Consider the following 18,265-nt stretch of genomic DNA (forward strand, 5'->3'; position numbering starts at 1 on the left):
GCACGCCGCCAGCGTTCGTCCTGAGCCAGGATCAAACTCTCCAAAGAATTTGATATAGCTCTTAAATTGACGAAGCTTGCGCTTCATTCAAAAATTGTAAAACTTATTTTTGCCTCATCGTTCAGTTTTCAATGTTCGTCTGTCGCTCTTGGCGACTTTAATATCTTACCAAGTGAAGAACAAAAGGTCAATCACTTTTTAAAATATTTTTTATTTTGTTTGCCACTTATCTCGGCGACGTCTATTAATATATCAGTAAAACTTTAATCACGCAACCCTTTTATTAAAATAGTTTTAAGAAATTTATTAAATTATGCTTTAATCACTCACACTATATTTTTTTCTTCATTATATAGGGTTAAAAATAAAATAAGGCGAGCCAACGGCTTCGCCTTATGAACGGAGAGACGATAAGGATACATTTCGTTTTTTCGCCTCTTTCAAATAGAAAAAGTAAAGAGCTTCTGCTTGCTTCACTTGAGCCGCTAATTCTCCTGTATCTTCGATGCTAACTTCAAGCATCCGACGTTTCGACTCAAACTTAGCTTTCGCTTCCATCAACTCAGTCAGTAGTCGTTGATCATAATCATCTTTTAACGACTTACGAAACCATTTCATAATTCTCTTCTACCTTCCATCGCTCGAGACAAGGTCACTTCGTCCGCATACTCTAAATCCCCACCGACGGGCAAACCATGCGCGAGACGAGTTACACGGATTCCTGTCGGCTTAAGTAAGCGTGATAAATACATCGAAGTCGCTTCTCCCTCAATGTTCGGGTTCGTCGCTAAAATCACTTCTTGGATTGACTCGTTCTCTTGTAACCGTGTCAGCAAGCTTGAAACGTTAATATCCTCTGGACCAATCCCTTCCATTGGACTTATGGCTCCATGAAGAACATGATATTTCCCTCTATACTCTCTCATTTTCTCCATGGCAATCACGTCTCTTGAATCTTGAACCACACAAACTACCGTTTCATCCCGATGTGAGTCTTTACAGATTGCACAAGGATCAATATCTGTAATGTGACCGCACACGGTACAATATTTGATGTCCCGTTTCGCACTGACGAGAGACTTCGCAAACGTTAATACATCGTCTTCTTCCATATCTAATACATGGAACGCCAAACGCACTGCAGTTTTAGGACCGATTCCAGGTAGTTTCGTAAAACTCTCAATCAATCGTCCAATGGCTTCAGGGTATTGCAACTCGCATCGATCCTTTCTTCACTTAAAAGCCTGGGAGATTCATACCTTGTGTGAAACGTCCCATCTTATCATTCACAAGCTGATCAGCTTGCTTCATCGCATCATTAATTGCTGCTAAGACGAGATCCTGCAACATATCTACATCTTCCGGGTCGACGACATCTTCTGCAATGATGACATCTAAAACCTCTTTATGACCGCTGACGACAACTTTTACCATGCCGCCTCCTGCAGTACCTTCTACTGATAACTCTTTTAGTTCTTCTTGAGCTTTCGCCATATCTTTTTGCATCTTTTGCATTTGTTTCATCATGTTATTCATATTTCCCATTCCACGCATTCAGAGCGCCTCCCTTATGTTTCTTCGATTTCAACGACATCGCCAAAACGTTCCATCGCCTGTGCAACCAACGGGTCTTCAGTTTCTGGTTCTTCGACTCGTTCTGTCCGCTCTGCTTGTTTTTGAAGGATGAACTCATTCTTCAGTTCATTCCAATCCGTTTCAAGCACCGCCATAATTTCACGACGAATCCCCGTAACTTCAAATAACGCCTGCTCGATTACATCACGCGTACGACCATTCGAACTCACTTGTTCATAGTGCCATGTCATTCCATCTTTAAATTGTACCAGTAAGGTGTCACTTGCACAAAGGACAGCCTCACTTTCATAGAAGAGTGCGAAGATTGGACCATCCTGTATCCGGATATTCGTCATGATGTCGCCCCAACTATCGCGAATCGCATTCAAATGCTGCCGCTCAGCTCGCTGAAGTAATTGGCGAATCCGCTCTTTCGGCACTCGGATTTGTGTTCGTTTCGGAGCAGGCTTCGGTTTTTCCACCTCTCCACCTGTCACAGTCACGCCATTCTTCTTCACTTCATTCAATTCGCGGCTCAACTCACGTACTTGGTCTTGAAGTTGTGTCATCTGCTCACTGATCGTGCGACCTTGTTCTGCAATTCGAATGAACGTTAACTCTACCAATACCTTCGGATGATTCGACAGTCTCATTTGCTGCTGGCACTCATTGAGCTCTTCAATCACTTGGAACAATTCGTCCGTCGAAGTCGCTTCGACAAACTGACGGAACTCATCAGTCGGACGAGCACGCTCTAATAAGTCGGCAGCTTGCGGAGATGCTTTCAAGAGTAACGCATCCCGATGGACGAACACTAAGTCTTCGATGAAACGCTTTAAATCTTTCCCTTCACGTAACATCATTTCAAGCGTACTCAAAATCGCATTTAACTCTTTTTTCTGTAACCCGTATGCCATTTCGAGCAGTGTTTCATCCGTCACAGCACCCGTTACTTCTAACACCGCTTCTTCCGTCAGACGCCCATCGCTAAATGCCAAGGCCTGATCAAGCAAGCTAAGGGCATCCCGCATCCCGCCATCAGCAGCCCGTGCAATTAGTTTCAATGCTTCCGGATCATAATCATGGTCTTGATCATTCAAAATATAGGCCATCCGGGTTTGCAATTGACTCACTTCATGTCGTTTGACATCAAATCGCTGACAGCGCGAAATAATCGTTGCCGGAATTTTATGCGGTTCTGTCGTTGCCAAAATAAAAATCGCATGTGCTGGCGGTTCTTCAAGTGTTTTCAATAATGCATTGAATGCACCTGTCGACAACATATGCACTTCATCAATGATATATACTTTGTAGCGACCTTGAGACGGTGGGTATTTGACTTTGTCTCGGATTTCTCGAATTTCGTCAACTCCATTATTTGATGCCGCATCGATTTCAAACACGTCCGGGCTCGTACCTTCCGTGATAGCGATACACGTCGGACAGGTATTACACGGTTCACGTGTCGGTGCACTTTCACAGTTGATCGCCTTAGCAATGATTTTCGCTAAACTTGTCTTCCCTGTCCCGCGTGGACCTGAAAATAGATAGGCGTGTGACATCCGCTCCTCTAATAAAGCGTTTTGAATCGTACGTGTGATATGGACTTGACCGACGACCTCTTGAAATGACTGAGGTCTGTATACTCGATATAACGCTTGATACGCCATGAGTTCGCCTCCTTCCCCACTTTTCTTCTCTATCTCATCATACAAAAAAATCTACAGCCCTGGGGCCATAGATTGAAGTTATAAAATAAATCTGCCGCGCACCGATTTCTGAAAGCACGTCAACATGCGTTACTCATGCAGTTTGCTCAGCCCAAGCACCCCTGCGGCACACGGTACGTCACCACTTAAGGCTGCTTCCTTCCGGACCTGACCTGGTTCATGGGTGACCGTTGCGCAGGACTCAGACGTCAACGCCACTTACATAAGGCAGACCACACCAGCGCACTCCCTCGAATCGGGATTCAGTCTCGCTACAGCGGATTGCGAGTGACAGGGCACCGCTACCTCCCCACCTAGCACGGCAAATGGGTAAATGAAATTATGCACTATCTCGAGTGCTATTACATTATACTGTTTAATCGATTGGGTTGCAACCTCTCTGATGAAGTCTCTCTTGTTTCTTCCTTTCTCTAAGCGCCCGGAAGAAATCAGTTAGAAGTCGCCCACATTCTTCTGCTAAAACATTTTCTGTTACGTCAGCCTGATGATTGAATCGTTCATCTTGTACCAAATTCATCAACGTACCGCAACAACCCCCTTTCGGATCATGCGCACCGAAGATGATCCGCTTCACTCGGGATAGCACAATGGCACCCGCACACATTGGACAAGGTTCGAGTGTGACGTATAACTCACAATCTTCTAATCGCCAATTTCCTAATGCTTCATTCGCCGCTTCAATCGCAATCATCTCAGCGTGAGCAGCAGCTAAAAGATCGGTTTCACGACGATTATGACCAGTCGCAATCACTTCATCACCTTTCACAATCACACAGCCGATCGGGACCTCACCGATGGCTTCTGCTTTCTTTGCTTCTTCGATGGCCAACTGCATAAATCGTTCATCACGTTCCATCGATTCACCTCATTTCTTATTTAACACTATGAAAAAAAATGAAAATCAAATCCCTCGCCATATCATTCGCATTCTATGCTAGAATGGAACTTGCACTTTGGATAATGGAGGATGACATCATATGTTTATAACGGTAGAAGGACCGATTGGTGTCGGGAAAACATCACTGGCCCATATCATCAGTCAGCATTTCTCGATGCAAATGCTGAATGAAATTGTAGAAGAGAACCCATTTCTCGGCAAGTTTTATGAAGATATCGAAGAATGGAGTTTCCAAACGGAAATGTTCTTCTTATGCAATCGATTCAAGCAGTTGGATGATATTCATAAACACCACTTGAGTCAACAGCAATCCGTCGTTTCGGACTATCATATTTTCAAAAACTTGATTTTTGCTCACCGTTCGCTGAAACCTGCGCATTTAAACAAGTACGAGCAGATTTATAAGATTTTGACACATGATATGCCGAAACCTGATGTCGTCATTTACTTACACGCCAGCATTGAGACACTGATGAAACGCGTTGCTTTGCGTGGACGTGAAGTGGAAGAAAATATGTCTCGCGATTATCTCGAACAACTTGCTCACGATTATGAGACGTTCGTCGAATCCTATCGCGCGGCCCATCCAGAAGTGAAAATCCTCTCATTTAGTGGGGATGAACTCGACTTTGTACACAATCCGGACGATTTGACACATGTCCTGAAGACGATTGAACGCGAATTAGAATTAACTAAAGGAGCACAATTAAAATGAAGCTGATTGATAAATATAACATTCCGAACGATACGATCATTACAATCGGTGGAATGGTTGGAATCGGGAAATCGACGATTACCAATTCGTTAGCCGATGCTTTAAACTTCCGAACGTCTCTAGAGAAAGTAGATACGAACCCTTACCTCGATAAATTCTATCATGATTTTGAACGTTGGAGTTTCCATCTTCAAATTTACTTCTTAGCGGAACGCTTTAAAGAACAGAAGAAAATCTTCCAATACGGTGGTGGCTTCATTCAAGACCGTTCCATCTACGAAGATACAGGCATCTTCGCAAAAATGCATTATGAAAAAGGAACGATGTCACCAACAGACTACGAAACGTATTCAAGTTTGTTCGAGGCTATGGTGTTGACACCCTTCTTCCCGCATCCAGACTTATTGATTTACCTTGAAGGTTCGTTCGAACAAGTCCTTGAACGTATCCAGATGCGCGGTCGCGAGATGGAGCAACAAACACCAATCGCTTATTGGGAAGAGATGTACGAACGCTACACAGAGTGGATCAACAACTTCAACTTGTGCCCAGTACTACGCCTCTCGATTGAAGAGTACGACCTCATCAAAGACCCAGATTCAGTCGAACTCATCCTTGAAAAAATCGAAAAGCAATTAACGATTGCCCGCGAAGCAAAAGTTAGATAAAGATACAGAGGGATTACGCCATCAAAAGCGTGATCTCTCTTTTTTGTGCATAAAAAAATCCACAGCACTTATGTCTGTGGATACAAAAAATGCATCTGCCTCTGCAGATGCCCGATTGAAAGCGGAGTTGGTGGGATTCGAACCCACGCGAGCCTTGCGACTCCTAACGGATTTCGAGTCCGTCCCCTTCAGCCGGACTTGGGTACAACTCCAGGCCTAAAAAAGTGTAAAAAAAAGAAAGTGGAGGAGGTGGTGGGATTCGAACCCACGCAGGCTGTTACACCCCTGACGGTTTTCAAGACCGTTCCCTTAAACCACTTGGGTACACCTCCAAAAGATATAAAATTGTGTGAGCCTCCAAAAAAGAAATGGAGGAGGTGGTGGGATTCGAACCCACGCAGGCTGTTACACCCCTGACGGTTTTCAAGACCGTTCCCTTAAACCACTTGGGTACACCTCCAAAGCTCATATGCAATTCGTGAGCAACAGTGTCGCTCGACATGATTTATAGTACCAACTGAAGAGACAGATGTCAAACCCTTTTGTGAAAAAACATTAAAAAAAATTGAGCGCCTCAAAATCGAGGCGGCTCAAGTGTTTAGTTCGGCATTTCAATCTTTTCTTTTCCACCCATGTAAGGACGAAGAACTTCTGGGATGACGACTGATCCATCCGCCTGTTGATAGTTTTCCAAAATCGCTGCCACCGTTCGACCGACTGCCAATCCTGAGCCGTTCAATGTGTGAACAAATTCTGGTTTCGCGTTGGCATCACGACGGAAACGAATTCCCGCACGACGCGCTTGGAAATCTTCGAAGTTAGAGCAAGAAGAAATCTCACGATACATTCCTTGTGCTGGCATCCATACTTCGATATCATATTTTTTCGCAGCTGTGAAGCCAAGGTCTGCCGTGCACATGCTGAGTACTTGATACGGAAGTTCAAGACGCTTCAATACTTCTTCAGCATGACCTGTCAATAACTCTAGTTGTTCATATGACTCTTCTGGTTTCACGAAGCGAACGAGCTCGACTTTGTTGAATTGGTGCTGACGAATCAAGCCACGTGTATCACGGCCAGCTGAACCGGCTTCAGAGCGGAAGTTAGCGCTATATGCCGTATACGTGATCGGAAGCTGCGTTTCCGGGATGATTTCTTCACGGTGCATGTTTGTGACTGGCACTTCAGCTGTTGGAACGAGGAAGTAGTTCGTATCCGCAACTTTGAACGCATCTTCTTCAAATTTAGGAAGTTGACCCGTTCCGATCATCGCATCACGATTGACCATGTACGGCGGCAATACTTCTGAGTATCCATGCTCGTCTGAATGAAGGTCCATCATAAAGTTGATCAGAGCACGTTCTAAGCGAGCACCTAATCCTTTATAGAAGACAAAACGGCTGCCCGTTACTTTTCCAGCGCGCTCGACATCGACGATTTTTAAGTCTTCCATCACGTCCCAATGTTGCTTCGGCTCGAAATCAAAATCAGGCTTCGTTCCGATTTCACGAATCGTCACGTTATCGTCTTCTGTCTCACCGATTGGGGTTGACTCATGTGGGATGTTTGGAATGCTGAGCAAGATCAAGTTGAGTTCTGCCTCTACTTCTCGTAACTCCTCATCCAACAATTTGATTTCATCCCCAAGACGGCGTGTTTCTAAGATTGGACCTTCTGCATCTTGTTTGTTGCGTTTTAATTCAGCGATTTGTTTTGTCGCTTCATTACGTTTCGCTTTCTTTACTTCTACTTCGTTAATCAAGTCACGGCGCTTTTCTTCTAACTGCGGGAAGCGGTCAAGTGCACTCAAGTCTTCTCCCCGGTAAGCTAATTTTTCTTTAATCCCTTCAAAATCTTGTCGTAAACGTTTAATGTCTAACATTGCTGTTCCTCCTTTTTTCATATAAAAAAGGCGGCACGTCCCTTTCCCGTAGGAAAGGGACGAACCACCTTGGATCCGCGTTGCCACCCTCGTTGCCCAAATGCATGAGCCACTCGATGCACGTAACGTGTGCCAAACGTGACTTGTTTCCAAGCCAATGCTCCGAGGCCGATTCGGTTACGCCATCTCACTAGTTTGCACCAACCACTAGCTCTCTGTCAGTAGACGTACGTAACGTACTTATTCTCATCATCGCATCTGTCATTGAATTAATCTTACTTTACAACATCTGAACTTGTTCGACAAGACTGATTTTTCCAAGTGCCAATCTGATTTGATCGAGGAAATCAACAAACGCTCGCGTCATTCTCGTCAAAAACGAAGCCGTATCCACCGCCTCTGCCGTGACAAGCGTCATCTTCGGAGGTGTCTCTCCTTCTAAATAGCGAACTTGATCCGAGGAGTCAATGGTAACCGTACCTGCCTGTGTATCGACCTTGACCGGAGCGTCTAGTTCGAGCAGTTCAACTTTCGGTTCCGGGACAGGTTTCCCTTTTTCGACTAACACTTCAAAGTCATTCGTCGTTCGGACAGTGACCTGTTCTGTTTCACCTTGAGAGACCGTTGCCGTTTCCGAAATGGTTTCCCCTGTCCGTAAAATCGGTGTCATGACGAAATCTGCGTATGCATAGTCGTGTAACGCTTTCGTCGCTACATAGCGCCCCTCATCAGATGGTGCGCCAAGAACGACGGATAACACAGTGCGACCATCCCGTGTCGAAACACCGATAAAGCAATAGCCTGCCTCATTCGTTGTTCCCGTTTTAAAGCCGAGCATCCCCGGATAGGCGAGATCTCGGTCGGCGAGCATTCGGTTCGTCGCGTCAAAGCGGACACCGTCGACATCCACGTATGCCCGTTTCGTCACGTCGAGCACTTCCGGAAAAGTCGTCAAATATGCAATCGCCAACTTCATTAAATCGTTGGCAGATGTCAAATTATCTCCTGGTAGACCGGCTGATACAGAATCGAGTCCCGATGCATTCGCGAACGTCGTTTGTGTCATCCCTAATTCATCCGCTCGACGATTCATTTCTTTGACGAACGCCTCTTCTGAACCAGACACCGCTTCCCCGAGCGTCACAGCCGCTTCGTTCGCCGAACGAATTAATGCTGCATCGTATAACTCTTTGACGGTATACGGTTTATTCAGTAGCGGGATTCTTGCTAGTCCCGGTTTTCTCGTCAGCGCCAAGGCAGCGTCGCTCGGTGTAACCTCCTGATTCCAACTGAGCTTTCCTTCTTCGATTGCTTCACGCGTCAAAAATGCCGTCATCAACTTTGTGATCGAAGCTGGCTGAAGCATGGCATCTTCCTGTTTTGTAAATAAGACCTGGCCTGTCGTCACGTCTACAAGCATCGCACTCGCCGCGTCGACTTTTGGCGCGGCCGCAGAGGCGACTGAGGGTACGATTACTTGTACAAGCAACATGGCAACAAATATCATGATTAAATAGCGAGCCTTCACATAGTTTCCCCTTTCTATACGCTTCTTTGTTCAGTGTAACAAAAAATAAGTTTGAAGGACCCCCTTTTCATGAGGTCCCTCAAACTTATGCATATTGCTTCTGATTTTCTTTAACCATCTCGATAAAATAGCGGTGCAATGATAAATCTTCCGTCAATTCCGGATGGAACGAACAAGCAAGGTACTGGTTATAACGAACTGCTACAATCGCTTCCTCAACTTCGGCGAGCACGTCTACTTCCGGTTCAACTCGCGCTACTTGTGGGGCACGAATAAAGACCGCTTCGACCGGCTCATCGATTCCTTTTACCGGAAGATCGACTTCAAAACTGTCGACCTGACGTCCGAATGCATTACGTTTTACTGTCATCGGAATTTTCTTTAAGTGGGCGTCATACCCTTCGACTTCGTTCGCGAGAAGAATCATGCCGGCACATGTACCAAACATCGGTAACGTCTCCATGTCGCGAAGTGGCTCAAGTAACTCATAACGATCGAGTAAGCGTCGCATCGCGGTACTTTCTCCACCTGGTAAGACTAATCCATCGATTGCTTTCAAGTCTTCTAGTGAGCGGACTACAACGGTTTGAGCACCGAGCGCTTCAAGCATACGAACATGCTCACGAATTGCGCCCTGCATCCCTAATACGCCAATCGTTACCATCTTACCAGCCTCGTGGTGCCATGAGTTCTTCATCTTTGAGCGTACGGACGTCGAGTCCTTTCATCGCCTCACCTAATCCTTTTGAAAGGTGCGCGATTCGCTCATAGTCATCGTGGTACGTTGTCGCTTCTACGATGGCACGTGCGAATTTCTCTGGGTTCTCTGCTTTGAAAATACCAGATCCGACGAAGACACCATCTGCTCCGAGGTGCATCATCAAGGCAGCATCCGCTGGTGTCGCGATTCCACCCGCCGCAAAGTTAACGACCGGGAGACGACCCGCTTCACGAATTTGCATAAGCACTTCAAATGGAGCTCCGAGGTCACGCGCTTCTGTCATGACTTCATCCACGCTCATCGACAAGAGACGTTTCACTTGTGCTTGTACGGTACGCATGTGACGAACCGCTTCCACGATATTCCCTGTTCCTGGCTCACCTTTTGTACGAATCATCGCTGCGCCTTCGCCGATACGACGCGCCGCTTCGCCAAGGTCACGTGCTCCACATACGAACGGTGCTGTATAGTCGCGTTTGTACAAATGGAACTCTTCATCTGCTGGCGTCAATACTTCACTCTCATCGATAAAGTCGACCCCCATCGACTCGAGGACACGCGCTTCAGCGATATGTCCGATACGGCATTTCGCCATAACCGGAACAGATACTGCTCCCATGACATCTTCAATGATCGTTGGGTCGGCCATACGGGCAACCCCACCCATTTTACGGATATCCGAAGGTACACGTTCAAGTGCCATGACAGCAACTGCACCTGCAGCTTCAGCAATTTTTGCCTGCTCTGCGTTGATGACGTCCATGATGACGCCACCTTTTTGCATTTCTGCCATCCCACGTTTTACTTTATCTGTTCCCACTTGTCTCTTTTCCATTGAAATCCCTCCATGAGTTCATGTTCTACTTGCTAGTATAAGCTGGATTGACTATATTAAAAGTGCCAGATTCTTATTTTTTAAAGTGGTCAGTTTGGATAAAGGACTCTATGGCTACTATCTCGAACGTGTTGAAGTATAAAGGAGGAATGTTTATGTTCGACCGTGATCCGTTTGAAGGAGGTCATCGCTCCTCATTTGGTACACCTGGAATTGTCTCAGCCTTGATTATCCTCGGTTTTCTCTTATACTTCTTTTTCGGTTTGTAAAGAAAGGAACGTCGTTTTATGGATATGCTTACCTTTTCACTTGAACAAGACTCATCCATCCCGCTATATGAGCAGTTATATAAACACATTCGGGATGCTATCGTCGACGATACATTAAAGACGGGTACTAAGTTACCTTCGAAACGTAAACTGACTCAATTTTTGGATGTGTCTCAGACGACAGTCGAGTTCGCTTACGCCCAGTTACTCGCCGAAGGGTACATTGAATCCGTTCCCCGGAAAGGATATTATGTGTTGCCGCAAGAGGAACTGTACGTCCGGCGATCGAGCAGCACCATCACGCCGTCTCCACCTAAAAAGACGTATACGTACGATGTATCGCCAAGTCAAATCGATACGACTGCTTTTCCGTTTGAACGTTGGAAAAGACACGTCAAGAACGTTGTTGATGAAGTTCATCACGAACTACTTGCGCTAGGTTCCGTCCAAGGGGATCTCGAACTACGACAGGAAATTGCGACCTATCTCTATCATTCACGAGGCGTCCAGTGTTCACCTGAACAAATCATCGTCGGATCAGGGACGGAACAACTCCTTCCACAGCTTTTGGATTTGTTACCTGACGCATCGGTCTTTGGCATTGAAGATCCCGGCTATCCGCTCACTCGTCTTTTATTCGAGCAACAGGGACGCACCTCTATCCCGATCCCGGTAGATGAAAGTGGCGTTTGTGTCAGTGAGCTCGAACGTCATGCAATCGATGCGCTATACGTAACGCCTGCCCATCAATTTCCGACAGGTACTGTCCTATCCGTCAGTCGACGCCAACGTTTATTGAATTGGGCGCTCGTTCACCAGACGTATATCATTGAGGACGATTACGATAGTGAGTTCCGTTATAGTGGTAAACCGATCCCGTCTCTTCAAAGTATGGACCCGAACGAACGTGTCATCTATATCAGTACTTTCTCGAAATCGCTCATGCCATCCCTTCGTATTGGATATATGGTGTTACCCACACCTCTTTTGAATCGTTACCGAGAGCGGCATCATTACTTCACGTGTAGCGTCCCACGATTCGAACAGCATACGTTGGCTCTATTCATGTCGAGTGGTGACTTCGAGAAGCATTTGAATCGGATGCGAAAAATATACCGCCGCAAGTTAGAAATCGTGCTCGCTGCCTTCCGTCCATTCGAACCGATTGTCACTGTGACAGGTGCGAGCGCTGGATTGCACGTTGTCTTGACCGTCATCAGCGATCGGACAGAGCAAGAATTGAAACAATCCGCTGAAGCGTTCGAGATCGCCATCAAATCGATGAACGACTATCGCATCGTACACCCAGATTCGCACAAACAATTTTTGTTTGGCTTTGCGCACTTGCCTGAATCCTCGTTACCGAATGTGATTGATCAGTTGATGGATGCCTGGGCAATCCCGAAAGGAGCGACTCCATGAAGCGACACGTTCGATGGATCATCGGAATTTGTTTACTCGGCAGTGGTCTATTCTTTTTAACGAGTTCGATTTGGAAAGAGAATATCGCCAGTTCAACGAGTGAATATGTCGTTGAACATATGGAATTACAAGACGAGAGTGAAATTGAGTCGAGTTATGATTTTGCGGCAGTCACACCACTCTCTTTAAAGGACGTCTTACAAGCGCGCAATCGGTTTCATCAGTTGCCGACAATCGGTGTCATTTCGATTCCAGATGTTTCACTAGAGCTCCCGATCATAAGAGGGTTAGATGATGAGAGTCTCGCCGTCGGAGCGGGAACCATGGATCCCGATCAACAAATGGGGGTAGGCAATTACGCACTGGCCGGTCATTATTTACAACATGCGACCGCTCTATTCGGTCCACTCCATGAAGTCCATGTTGGTATGAAAATCTATCTTCGAGATGATACGCACACTTACGAATACGTCGTGACATCGCTTGAGACCGTCTCTCCTGAACGAGTTGATGTATTAGATGAAACAGCTACTCCTACCCTTACATTAATCACTTGTACGTTCGATACGACGGAACGACTCATCGTCAAAGGTTCACTCGTCGCTACTGAATCATGACCGCATCTCCTCAATCAACAGGAGACGCGGTTATTTATTGTTTTTTCAAAAACATATTGTTAGCGCTTACAACTTCCGCTAAACTATTTTTGAAAACGTTTGCATAAAATTGTGCAATTTAACTCAAACAAAAGAGGTGTCTCATGAAGAAAAAAACTGCTCGTCAGGCTTCGACTTTATTCCTGTCCGGTGCATTGCTCATTCAATCCGGGGTTCCGATGAACGCATTGGCTGAACCGACTGCAATCACAATTGATGGGGCAAAAACAGATTGGGCTAATATTCCCGCCCTCGCAAGTTCGCCCACTGCTGGATGGCAAGGATTTGATGTCGGTGATTTATACATAAACAATGATGCCCAACACCTTTATTTTTACGTAGATGCGAATAATGTCCCGAACTGGGGAGACAACGGGCAATATATCAACATCGCCCTTCAAATCAATGATGAAGATTCAGGTGTATCGACGAATCCCCTCGGTTATCCATTCGATTTTAAAGGTGTCGACAAGGCGCCTCAGTATCATATTCTCGTCCGAGTCGATGGCGATCAGAATGTAAAAGAAGCTGCTCTTTATCAGGCTGGTCAAGAGAAACCACTTTTGCAATTAAATCAGTTGAACGGTGCGGCTTTTGCCTTAGACCGAACGAAAGGATTTGAAGGAAAAGTTCCTCTTTCATTGCTCGGCTTAAACAATGGAGATCAAGTACGTGCCTTAACTGTATTAAGCGGAAATAACGCCGGAGAACATGGGGCGTTCGATACGATTCCGAGTAATGCTGCCAATCAATTGGCCAATAGTTGGAACGTGTCCGCCACGCCATCCACACAATCTGTTTATAGTGCCCCGTTCACCTTAAATGGGGTAGAGACGATCGACCAACTTGAAGTTGCGTCCGTGACCCCGGCCTCATCATCCATTGATGTGGATGTGTCTGCTCCAATCACATGGACGTTCAATGAACCCGTCCGTTTGGATTCCACATCGGTTACCTTACAACAAGGGGAGACGCGTGTCCCCGTTGATGTGACGACGAATGGTACGAGCGTGACACTTCAACCGAAAGAGGCTCTCGCTCTCAATACGTCATATACGGCCACTATTCCAGAAGGTGCAGTGACTGGAACGATTTCGAATACAACACTCCCGGCATTGACGACTACTTTCAAAACAGCAACAAAGCTCGCTGATCCTTGGGAAACGACACGCTATATCGAAATGAAGTATGTCCGTGCCAATCATGACTATACGGATTGGAACTTATGGACATGGAGCACAGGGAAAAAAGACGGACAAGTCGATCCATACCGGATAACTGACGATGGGGCCATCTTCCGTATCCCGGTCGGTCAAGACGCCACGAAAGTTGGGTTTGTCATTCGAAAAGGCACGGACTGGGCCGTTAAGGATGCTTATGGTGAAGACAGATACGTCACGCTCGGAGAAGACCGCGTCACGAAGGTCGTCGTCGAAAGCGGAAAAGGTGCCTTCCATCAAGTTCCGACAATCAGTGGTCCCGTATACGGTACAGATGGAATTCAATTCTTCTATCGTGATGTAGCCCTCTATGAAGCAGGAGAAATGGATGAAATCGATCAGGTCGCACTCAAAATCAATGGTGAGACGTATCCGATGACTTACGAGCCAGAAAACGAGTGGTTCCGCCACACGGTACGTTTACCTGAAGGAATCCATGACTACACGTATCTCGTCACGAAGGACGGCGTCACGACTGAAGTGAAAGATCCTTATTTCGAGGCTTCTCAAATCGAATATCGTCAACCAACAGTCAAACTCACTTCTTCTGTCAGTCCGAAAGCCATCAGCTCTCGTGAAAATGCGGTCGTTCGAGTAAACCCGACCTTGCCAAAAGGTGTGACACTCCGAGAACTCTATATCGATGCACGCCCACTCGGCGGTCCTGAAAAGTTACACATTGATCGTGCGTTAAACGCTCAAACGATCGCGGTGAAAGACACGGTCAAACCTGGAAATAAGACGCTTGCCGTCACTGCAATCGACCAATATGGAAACGTTCATCGCTCAAAAACAACAGTTCGTGTCGTCCCTAAAACGATGAAGGAAAAACAAGCGTTTGACTGGGATGAGGCGCGCATCTATTTTATGCTCACGGACCGTTTCTACAACGGAGATTTATCCAATGACAATCCGAATCGTGAGTACTATGACAAAGATCATCCTGAATCTTACCATGGCGGCGATTTTGCTGGTGTCACGAAAAAACTCGATTATTTAGACGACCTTGGAATCAATACGATTTGGATTACGCCAATTGTGGATAACATCGATTGGGATTTACGATATGGAAAAGACGGATCTCAGTATGGATATCATGGGTATTGGGCCAAGAACTTTGAAAAACTCGATGAACATCTCGGGGATATGGCCGCCTTCCATAAACTGATTGATGAAGCGCATAAGCGTGGAATGAAGATTATGGTCGACGTCGTCTTGAACCATCCCGGCTACGGCATGGAGCCTGGGGCAAGCTCATCCGTTACGAACTTCCCAACGGATGCAGAACGACAAGTATTCGATGGGATGATTCGTGAAAATCCCGTCGACGGAGACGATCTCAAAATGTCCTTATCTGGCCTTCCTGACTTCAAGACGGAAGAAGCTGCCGTTCGAGAACAGTTGGTGAAATGGCAGACAGATTGGATCAAACGGTCGAAAACGAAAAAAGGCAACACGATTGATTACTTCCGTGTCGATACGGTCAAACACGTGGACTCCACAACGTGGAAATCATTTAAAAATGAATTAACGGCAATCAAACCGAATTTCAAATTGATTGGGGAGCACTACGGGGCGAGTATCAACAACACAGGCGGCTACTTAAGAAGTGGTCAAATGGATTCCTTGCTCGACTTTGATTTTAAATATCAGGCTGAGCGATTCGTAAATGGCAATATCGAAGACGTTGAAAAGGCGCTTCAATATCGAAATACGCAATTATCGAACGAAGCGACGCTCGGACAATTCTTAAGTAGTCATGATGAAGACGGCTTCCTCGTCTCGCGGGCAGGCGGGGACACTGGTAAGCAAATGGTCGCAGCCTCTCTTCAAATCACGGCAAAAGGTCAGCCTGTGATCTATTACGGAGAAGAAGTCGGTCAATCCGGCAAGCATGCGGGCGATATGGATCAAGGTGAGTTCAATGAAAATCGCTATGACTTCGACTGGTCTCGCGTCAAAGGTGAAGGAAAAGCGATGCATACGCACTATCAAAAACTTTTGAATATCCGTGCAGACTATTCGCACGTATTCAGTAAAGGGACACGTTCGTCCATCGCTGCAAATTCTGAGGCTGGTTATTCGATCTTCAAACGAAGTTATGGAAAACAATCGGTTCTCGTCGGATTAAATACGAAAGAGAAAGCGCAAACCGTTTCCTTTAATACTTCATATAAAGCGAAAACCATTTTGATTGACCGATATAGCGGTAAACAATACACCGTTCAAAAGAATGGTAAAGTCACCGTCTCACTTCCTGCTCAAGATCAAGGGGGTACCGTGATTTTAGTAGAGAAGCGAAAATAAAAAACCGCCATCCTGAGTGTACAGGATGGCGGCTTTTTACATTAGCGTGAGTAGTTCGGTGCTTCTTTTGTGATATTGACATCGTGTGGGTGACTTTCTTGAAGACCCGCACCCGTCATACGAATGAATTGTGTGTCTTCACGAAGGGCGCGGATGTCGGCAGCGCCACAGTATCCCATACCTGAGCGAAGACCACCAATCAATTGATATACCGTGTCAGCGAGTTCGCCACGATAGGCGACACGTCCTTCGATTCCTTCTGGAACGAACTTTTTGTCTGCTTCTTGGAAGTAACGGTCTTGGCTACCGCGCTTCATCGATGCTTCAGATCCCATACCACGGTATGTCTTAAACTGACGACCTTGGTAAATTTCCATCTCACCTGGGCTCTCTTTCACACCGGCAAGCAAGCTACCAAGCATGACAGCGTTTGCTCCAGCAGCGATGGCTTTGACGATATCGCCTGAGTACTTGATTCCACCATCAGCGATGACTGATACACCATGCTCTTTTGCTTCTGTGACACAATCATATACAGCTGTGATTTGTGGAACACCAACGCCTGCAACGACGCGTGTCGTACAGATTGATCCTGGTCCAATTCCGACTTTGATGACCGATGCTCCAGCTTCAATCAAAGCACGTGTCGCTTCAGCAGTAGCTACGTTTCCTGCAATGATTGGGAGCGATGGGAACGTATCGCGCAACTCACGAACTTTTTCAAGCACACCAGCCGAATGTCCATGTGCTGTATCGATAACCAATGCATCTACGCCTGCTTTTACAAGTACTTGAGCACGTGATGCTGCATCTTTTGTTACTCCGACTGCAGCTGCTACAAGAAGACGACCTTGCTTGTCTTTTGCTGCGTTCGGGAACTGTTCGACCTTCTCAATATCTTTTGTCGTGATGAGGCCTTTCAATACGCCAGCTTCATCGACAAGTGGAAGTTTTTCAATGCGGTGTTGGTGTAGAATACGCTCTGCTTCTTCAAGCGATGTACCTACTTTTGCAGTGATGAGGTTTTCCGTTGTCATCACATCCTTGATGACGGTTGAATAGTCTTTGATGAAGCGAAGATCGCGATTCGTCAAAATACCAATTAATTTACGCTCTTCTTCTGAGTTGACGATTGGGACGCCAGAAATACGATACTTACTCATCAAATACTCAGCGTCATACACTTGACGATCTGGAGTTAAATAGAAAGGATTTGTAATGACACCATTCTCTGAGCGCTTAACGCGATCGACATGTTCAGCTTGCATTTCCATAGACATGTTCTTATGAATGACACCTAAACCGCCTTGACGGGCCATAGCAATCGCCATTGGAGCTTCCGTAACGGTGTCCATGCCGGCACTGATGATTGGGATATTCAATTCTAATCCTTCACAGAGCTTTGTGCTTAAATCAACGTCACGTGGTAAAACATTTGAGAACCTCGGTACGAGTAATACATCATCAAACGTTAAACCTTCTTTTGCAAACTTATTTTCCCACATAAAAATTGATGGCCCCTTTCTCGTTCTACCTACATCTTTGTTTCGAAATATTTCTGTAATGGTAACAGGTATAACGCAAAAGTGCAATTCAATTCCCGATGTTCAGAAAGTTCAGAATTGTGTTCGTTCCAATCCAGAAGATGAGAATTGTTCGGAATTTCATGTGAAGAGGGCGTTTAATATGGAGTTTGATTTCATAACGAACATAAAAAACGACCGAGCGTATGCTCGGTCGTCCTCTGCGTTGTTGCCTGGCAACGTCCTATCCTCACAGGGGGAGATCCCCCAACTACTTTCGGCGCTGAGACGCTTAACTTCCGTGTTCGGCATGGGA

Annotated in this window: 15 protein-coding genes, 3 tRNA genes, 1 rRNA gene, 1 other RNA gene and 1 other annotated feature; of the genes, 5 read left to right on the forward strand and 15 right to left on the reverse strand. The window is 46.0% G+C overall.

Annotated features, from left to right (window positions below; translation table 11 throughout):
- Positions 1 to 393: 393 nt before the first annotated feature.
- The 6 genes from ACQKD4_RS14535 to tadA all read right to left on the reverse strand — a co-directional run bounded on the left by ACQKD4_RS14535 (position 394) and on the right by tadA (position 4,161).
- Complete coding sequence (locus ACQKD4_RS14535) at positions 394 to 618, reverse strand: YaaL family protein (RefSeq protein ID WP_214697288.1); 225 nt, start codon at positions 616 to 618, stop codon at positions 394 to 396.
- Complete coding sequence (gene recR, locus ACQKD4_RS14540; RefSeq protein WP_012727753.1) at positions 615 to 1,214, reverse strand: recombination mediator RecR; 600 nt, start codon at positions 1,212 to 1,214, stop codon at positions 615 to 617. Before recR ends, ACQKD4_RS14535 begins: the two co-directional genes overlap by 4 nt.
- 22 nt (positions 1,215 to 1,236) lie before the next feature.
- Positions 1,237 to 1,554, reverse strand: a complete 318-nt coding sequence (locus ACQKD4_RS14545; protein ID WP_074034102.1) for a YbaB/EbfC family nucleoid-associated protein — start codon at positions 1,552 to 1,554, stop codon at positions 1,237 to 1,239.
- Positions 1,555 to 1,568: 14 nt separating this feature from the next.
- A complete protein-coding gene (dnaX, locus tag ACQKD4_RS14550) occupies positions 1,569 to 3,245 on the reverse strand; it encodes a DNA polymerase III subunit gamma/tau (RefSeq protein WP_214750038.1) in 1,677 nt (558 codons plus the stop codon).
- A gap of 94 nt (positions 3,246 to 3,339) precedes the next feature.
- Positions 3,340 to 3,607, reverse strand: an RNA gene (gene ffs, locus ACQKD4_RS14555) — signal recognition particle sRNA large type.
- Positions 3,608 to 3,660: 53 nt separating this feature from the next.
- Complete coding sequence (tadA, locus tag ACQKD4_RS14560) at positions 3,661 to 4,161, reverse strand: tRNA adenosine(34) deaminase TadA (protein ID WP_427373828.1); 501 nt, start codon at positions 4,159 to 4,161, stop codon at positions 3,661 to 3,663.
- Between the two features lie 121 nt (positions 4,162 to 4,282).
- Between tadA and ACQKD4_RS14565 the strand changes: the two genes are divergently transcribed.
- Together ACQKD4_RS14565 and ACQKD4_RS14570 are read left to right on the forward strand one after the other, a co-directional pair.
- Complete coding sequence (locus tag ACQKD4_RS14565) at positions 4,283 to 4,918, forward strand: deoxynucleoside kinase (protein WP_214697300.1); 636 nt, start codon at positions 4,283 to 4,285, stop codon at positions 4,916 to 4,918.
- Entirely contained in the window at positions 4,915 to 5,586 is a 672-nt protein-coding gene (locus tag ACQKD4_RS14570; RefSeq protein WP_251125747.1) for a deoxynucleoside kinase, read from the forward strand. Before ACQKD4_RS14565 ends, ACQKD4_RS14570 begins: the two co-directional genes overlap by 4 nt.
- A 122-nt stretch (positions 5,587 to 5,708) precedes the next feature.
- On the opposite strand, the gene ACQKD4_RS14575 is transcribed toward ACQKD4_RS14570, so the two are convergent.
- The 7 genes from ACQKD4_RS14575 to pdxS form a co-directional block, all read right to left on the reverse strand.
- Positions 5,709 to 5,798 (reverse strand) — tRNA-Ser (locus tag ACQKD4_RS14575).
- A 29-nt stretch (positions 5,799 to 5,827) separates the two neighbouring features.
- Positions 5,828 to 5,918: transfer RNA gene (locus ACQKD4_RS14580), tRNA-Ser, on the reverse strand.
- Positions 5,919 to 5,955: 37 nt separating this feature from the next.
- Positions 5,956 to 6,046, reverse strand: a tRNA-Ser gene (locus tag ACQKD4_RS14585).
- A 138-nt stretch (positions 6,047 to 6,184) separates the two neighbouring features.
- A complete protein-coding gene (gene serS / locus ACQKD4_RS14590) occupies positions 6,185 to 7,468 on the reverse strand; it encodes a serine--tRNA ligase (protein ID WP_074034095.1) in 1,284 nt (427 codons plus the stop codon).
- Positions 7,469 to 7,520: 52 nt separating this feature from the next.
- Positions 7,521 to 7,730, reverse strand: a binding site (T-box leader).
- Between the two features lie 18 nt (positions 7,731 to 7,748).
- A complete protein-coding gene (locus ACQKD4_RS14595) occupies positions 7,749 to 8,996 on the reverse strand; it encodes a D-alanyl-D-alanine carboxypeptidase family protein (protein ID WP_427373829.1) in 1,248 nt (415 codons plus the stop codon).
- A gap of 85 nt (positions 8,997 to 9,081) precedes the next feature.
- Entirely contained in the window at positions 9,082 to 9,660 is a 579-nt protein-coding gene (gene pdxT, locus ACQKD4_RS14600; protein WP_214750030.1) for a pyridoxal 5'-phosphate synthase glutaminase subunit PdxT, read from the reverse strand.
- Between the two features lies 1 nt (position 9,661).
- Positions 9,662 to 10,552 (reverse strand): pyridoxal 5'-phosphate synthase lyase subunit PdxS, encoded by an 891-nt coding sequence (gene pdxS / locus ACQKD4_RS14605; RefSeq protein ID WP_214697307.1) that lies wholly within the window; start codon positions 10,550 to 10,552, stop codon positions 9,662 to 9,664.
- Positions 10,553 to 10,839: 287 nt separating this feature from the next.
- On the opposite strand from pdxS, the gene ACQKD4_RS14610 reads away from it, so the two are divergent.
- The 3 genes from ACQKD4_RS14610 (at position 10,840) to ACQKD4_RS14620 (ending at position 16,426) form a co-directional block, all read left to right on the forward strand.
- Positions 10,840 to 12,243, forward strand: coding sequence for a PLP-dependent aminotransferase family protein (locus ACQKD4_RS14610; protein WP_427373830.1), 1,404 nt, complete (start codon positions 10,840 to 10,842; stop codon positions 12,241 to 12,243).
- On the forward strand, positions 12,240 to 12,860 hold the full coding sequence (locus tag ACQKD4_RS14615) for a class A sortase (protein ID WP_427373831.1): 621 nt from the start codon (positions 12,240 to 12,242) through the stop codon (positions 12,858 to 12,860). Before ACQKD4_RS14610 ends, ACQKD4_RS14615 begins: the two co-directional genes overlap by 4 nt.
- 143 nt (positions 12,861 to 13,003) lie before the next feature.
- The gene (locus tag ACQKD4_RS14620; RefSeq protein WP_427373832.1) at positions 13,004 to 16,426 is read left to right on the forward strand and encodes an alpha-amylase family glycosyl hydrolase; all 3,423 of its coding nucleotides are present in this window, start codon (positions 13,004 to 13,006) and stop codon (positions 16,424 to 16,426) included.
- A gap of 41 nt (positions 16,427 to 16,467) precedes the next feature.
- Here ACQKD4_RS14620 and guaB read toward each other — a convergent pair whose 3' ends face one another.
- Positions 16,468 to 17,931: an IMP dehydrogenase gene (guaB, locus tag ACQKD4_RS14625; protein ID WP_427373833.1), complete on the reverse strand. Its 1,464-nt coding sequence runs from the start codon at positions 17,929 to 17,931 to the stop codon at positions 16,468 to 16,470.
- A 249-nt stretch (positions 17,932 to 18,180) separates the two neighbouring features.
- Positions 18,181 to 18,265: ribosomal RNA gene (gene rrf, locus ACQKD4_RS14630) — 5S ribosomal RNA — on the reverse strand; the annotation flags it as partial.

Source organism: Exiguobacterium sp. NPDC077395 (assembly GCF_050269125.1).
Lineage (GTDB): Bacteria > Bacillota > Bacilli > Exiguobacteriales > Exiguobacteriaceae > Exiguobacterium > Exiguobacterium aestuarii_A.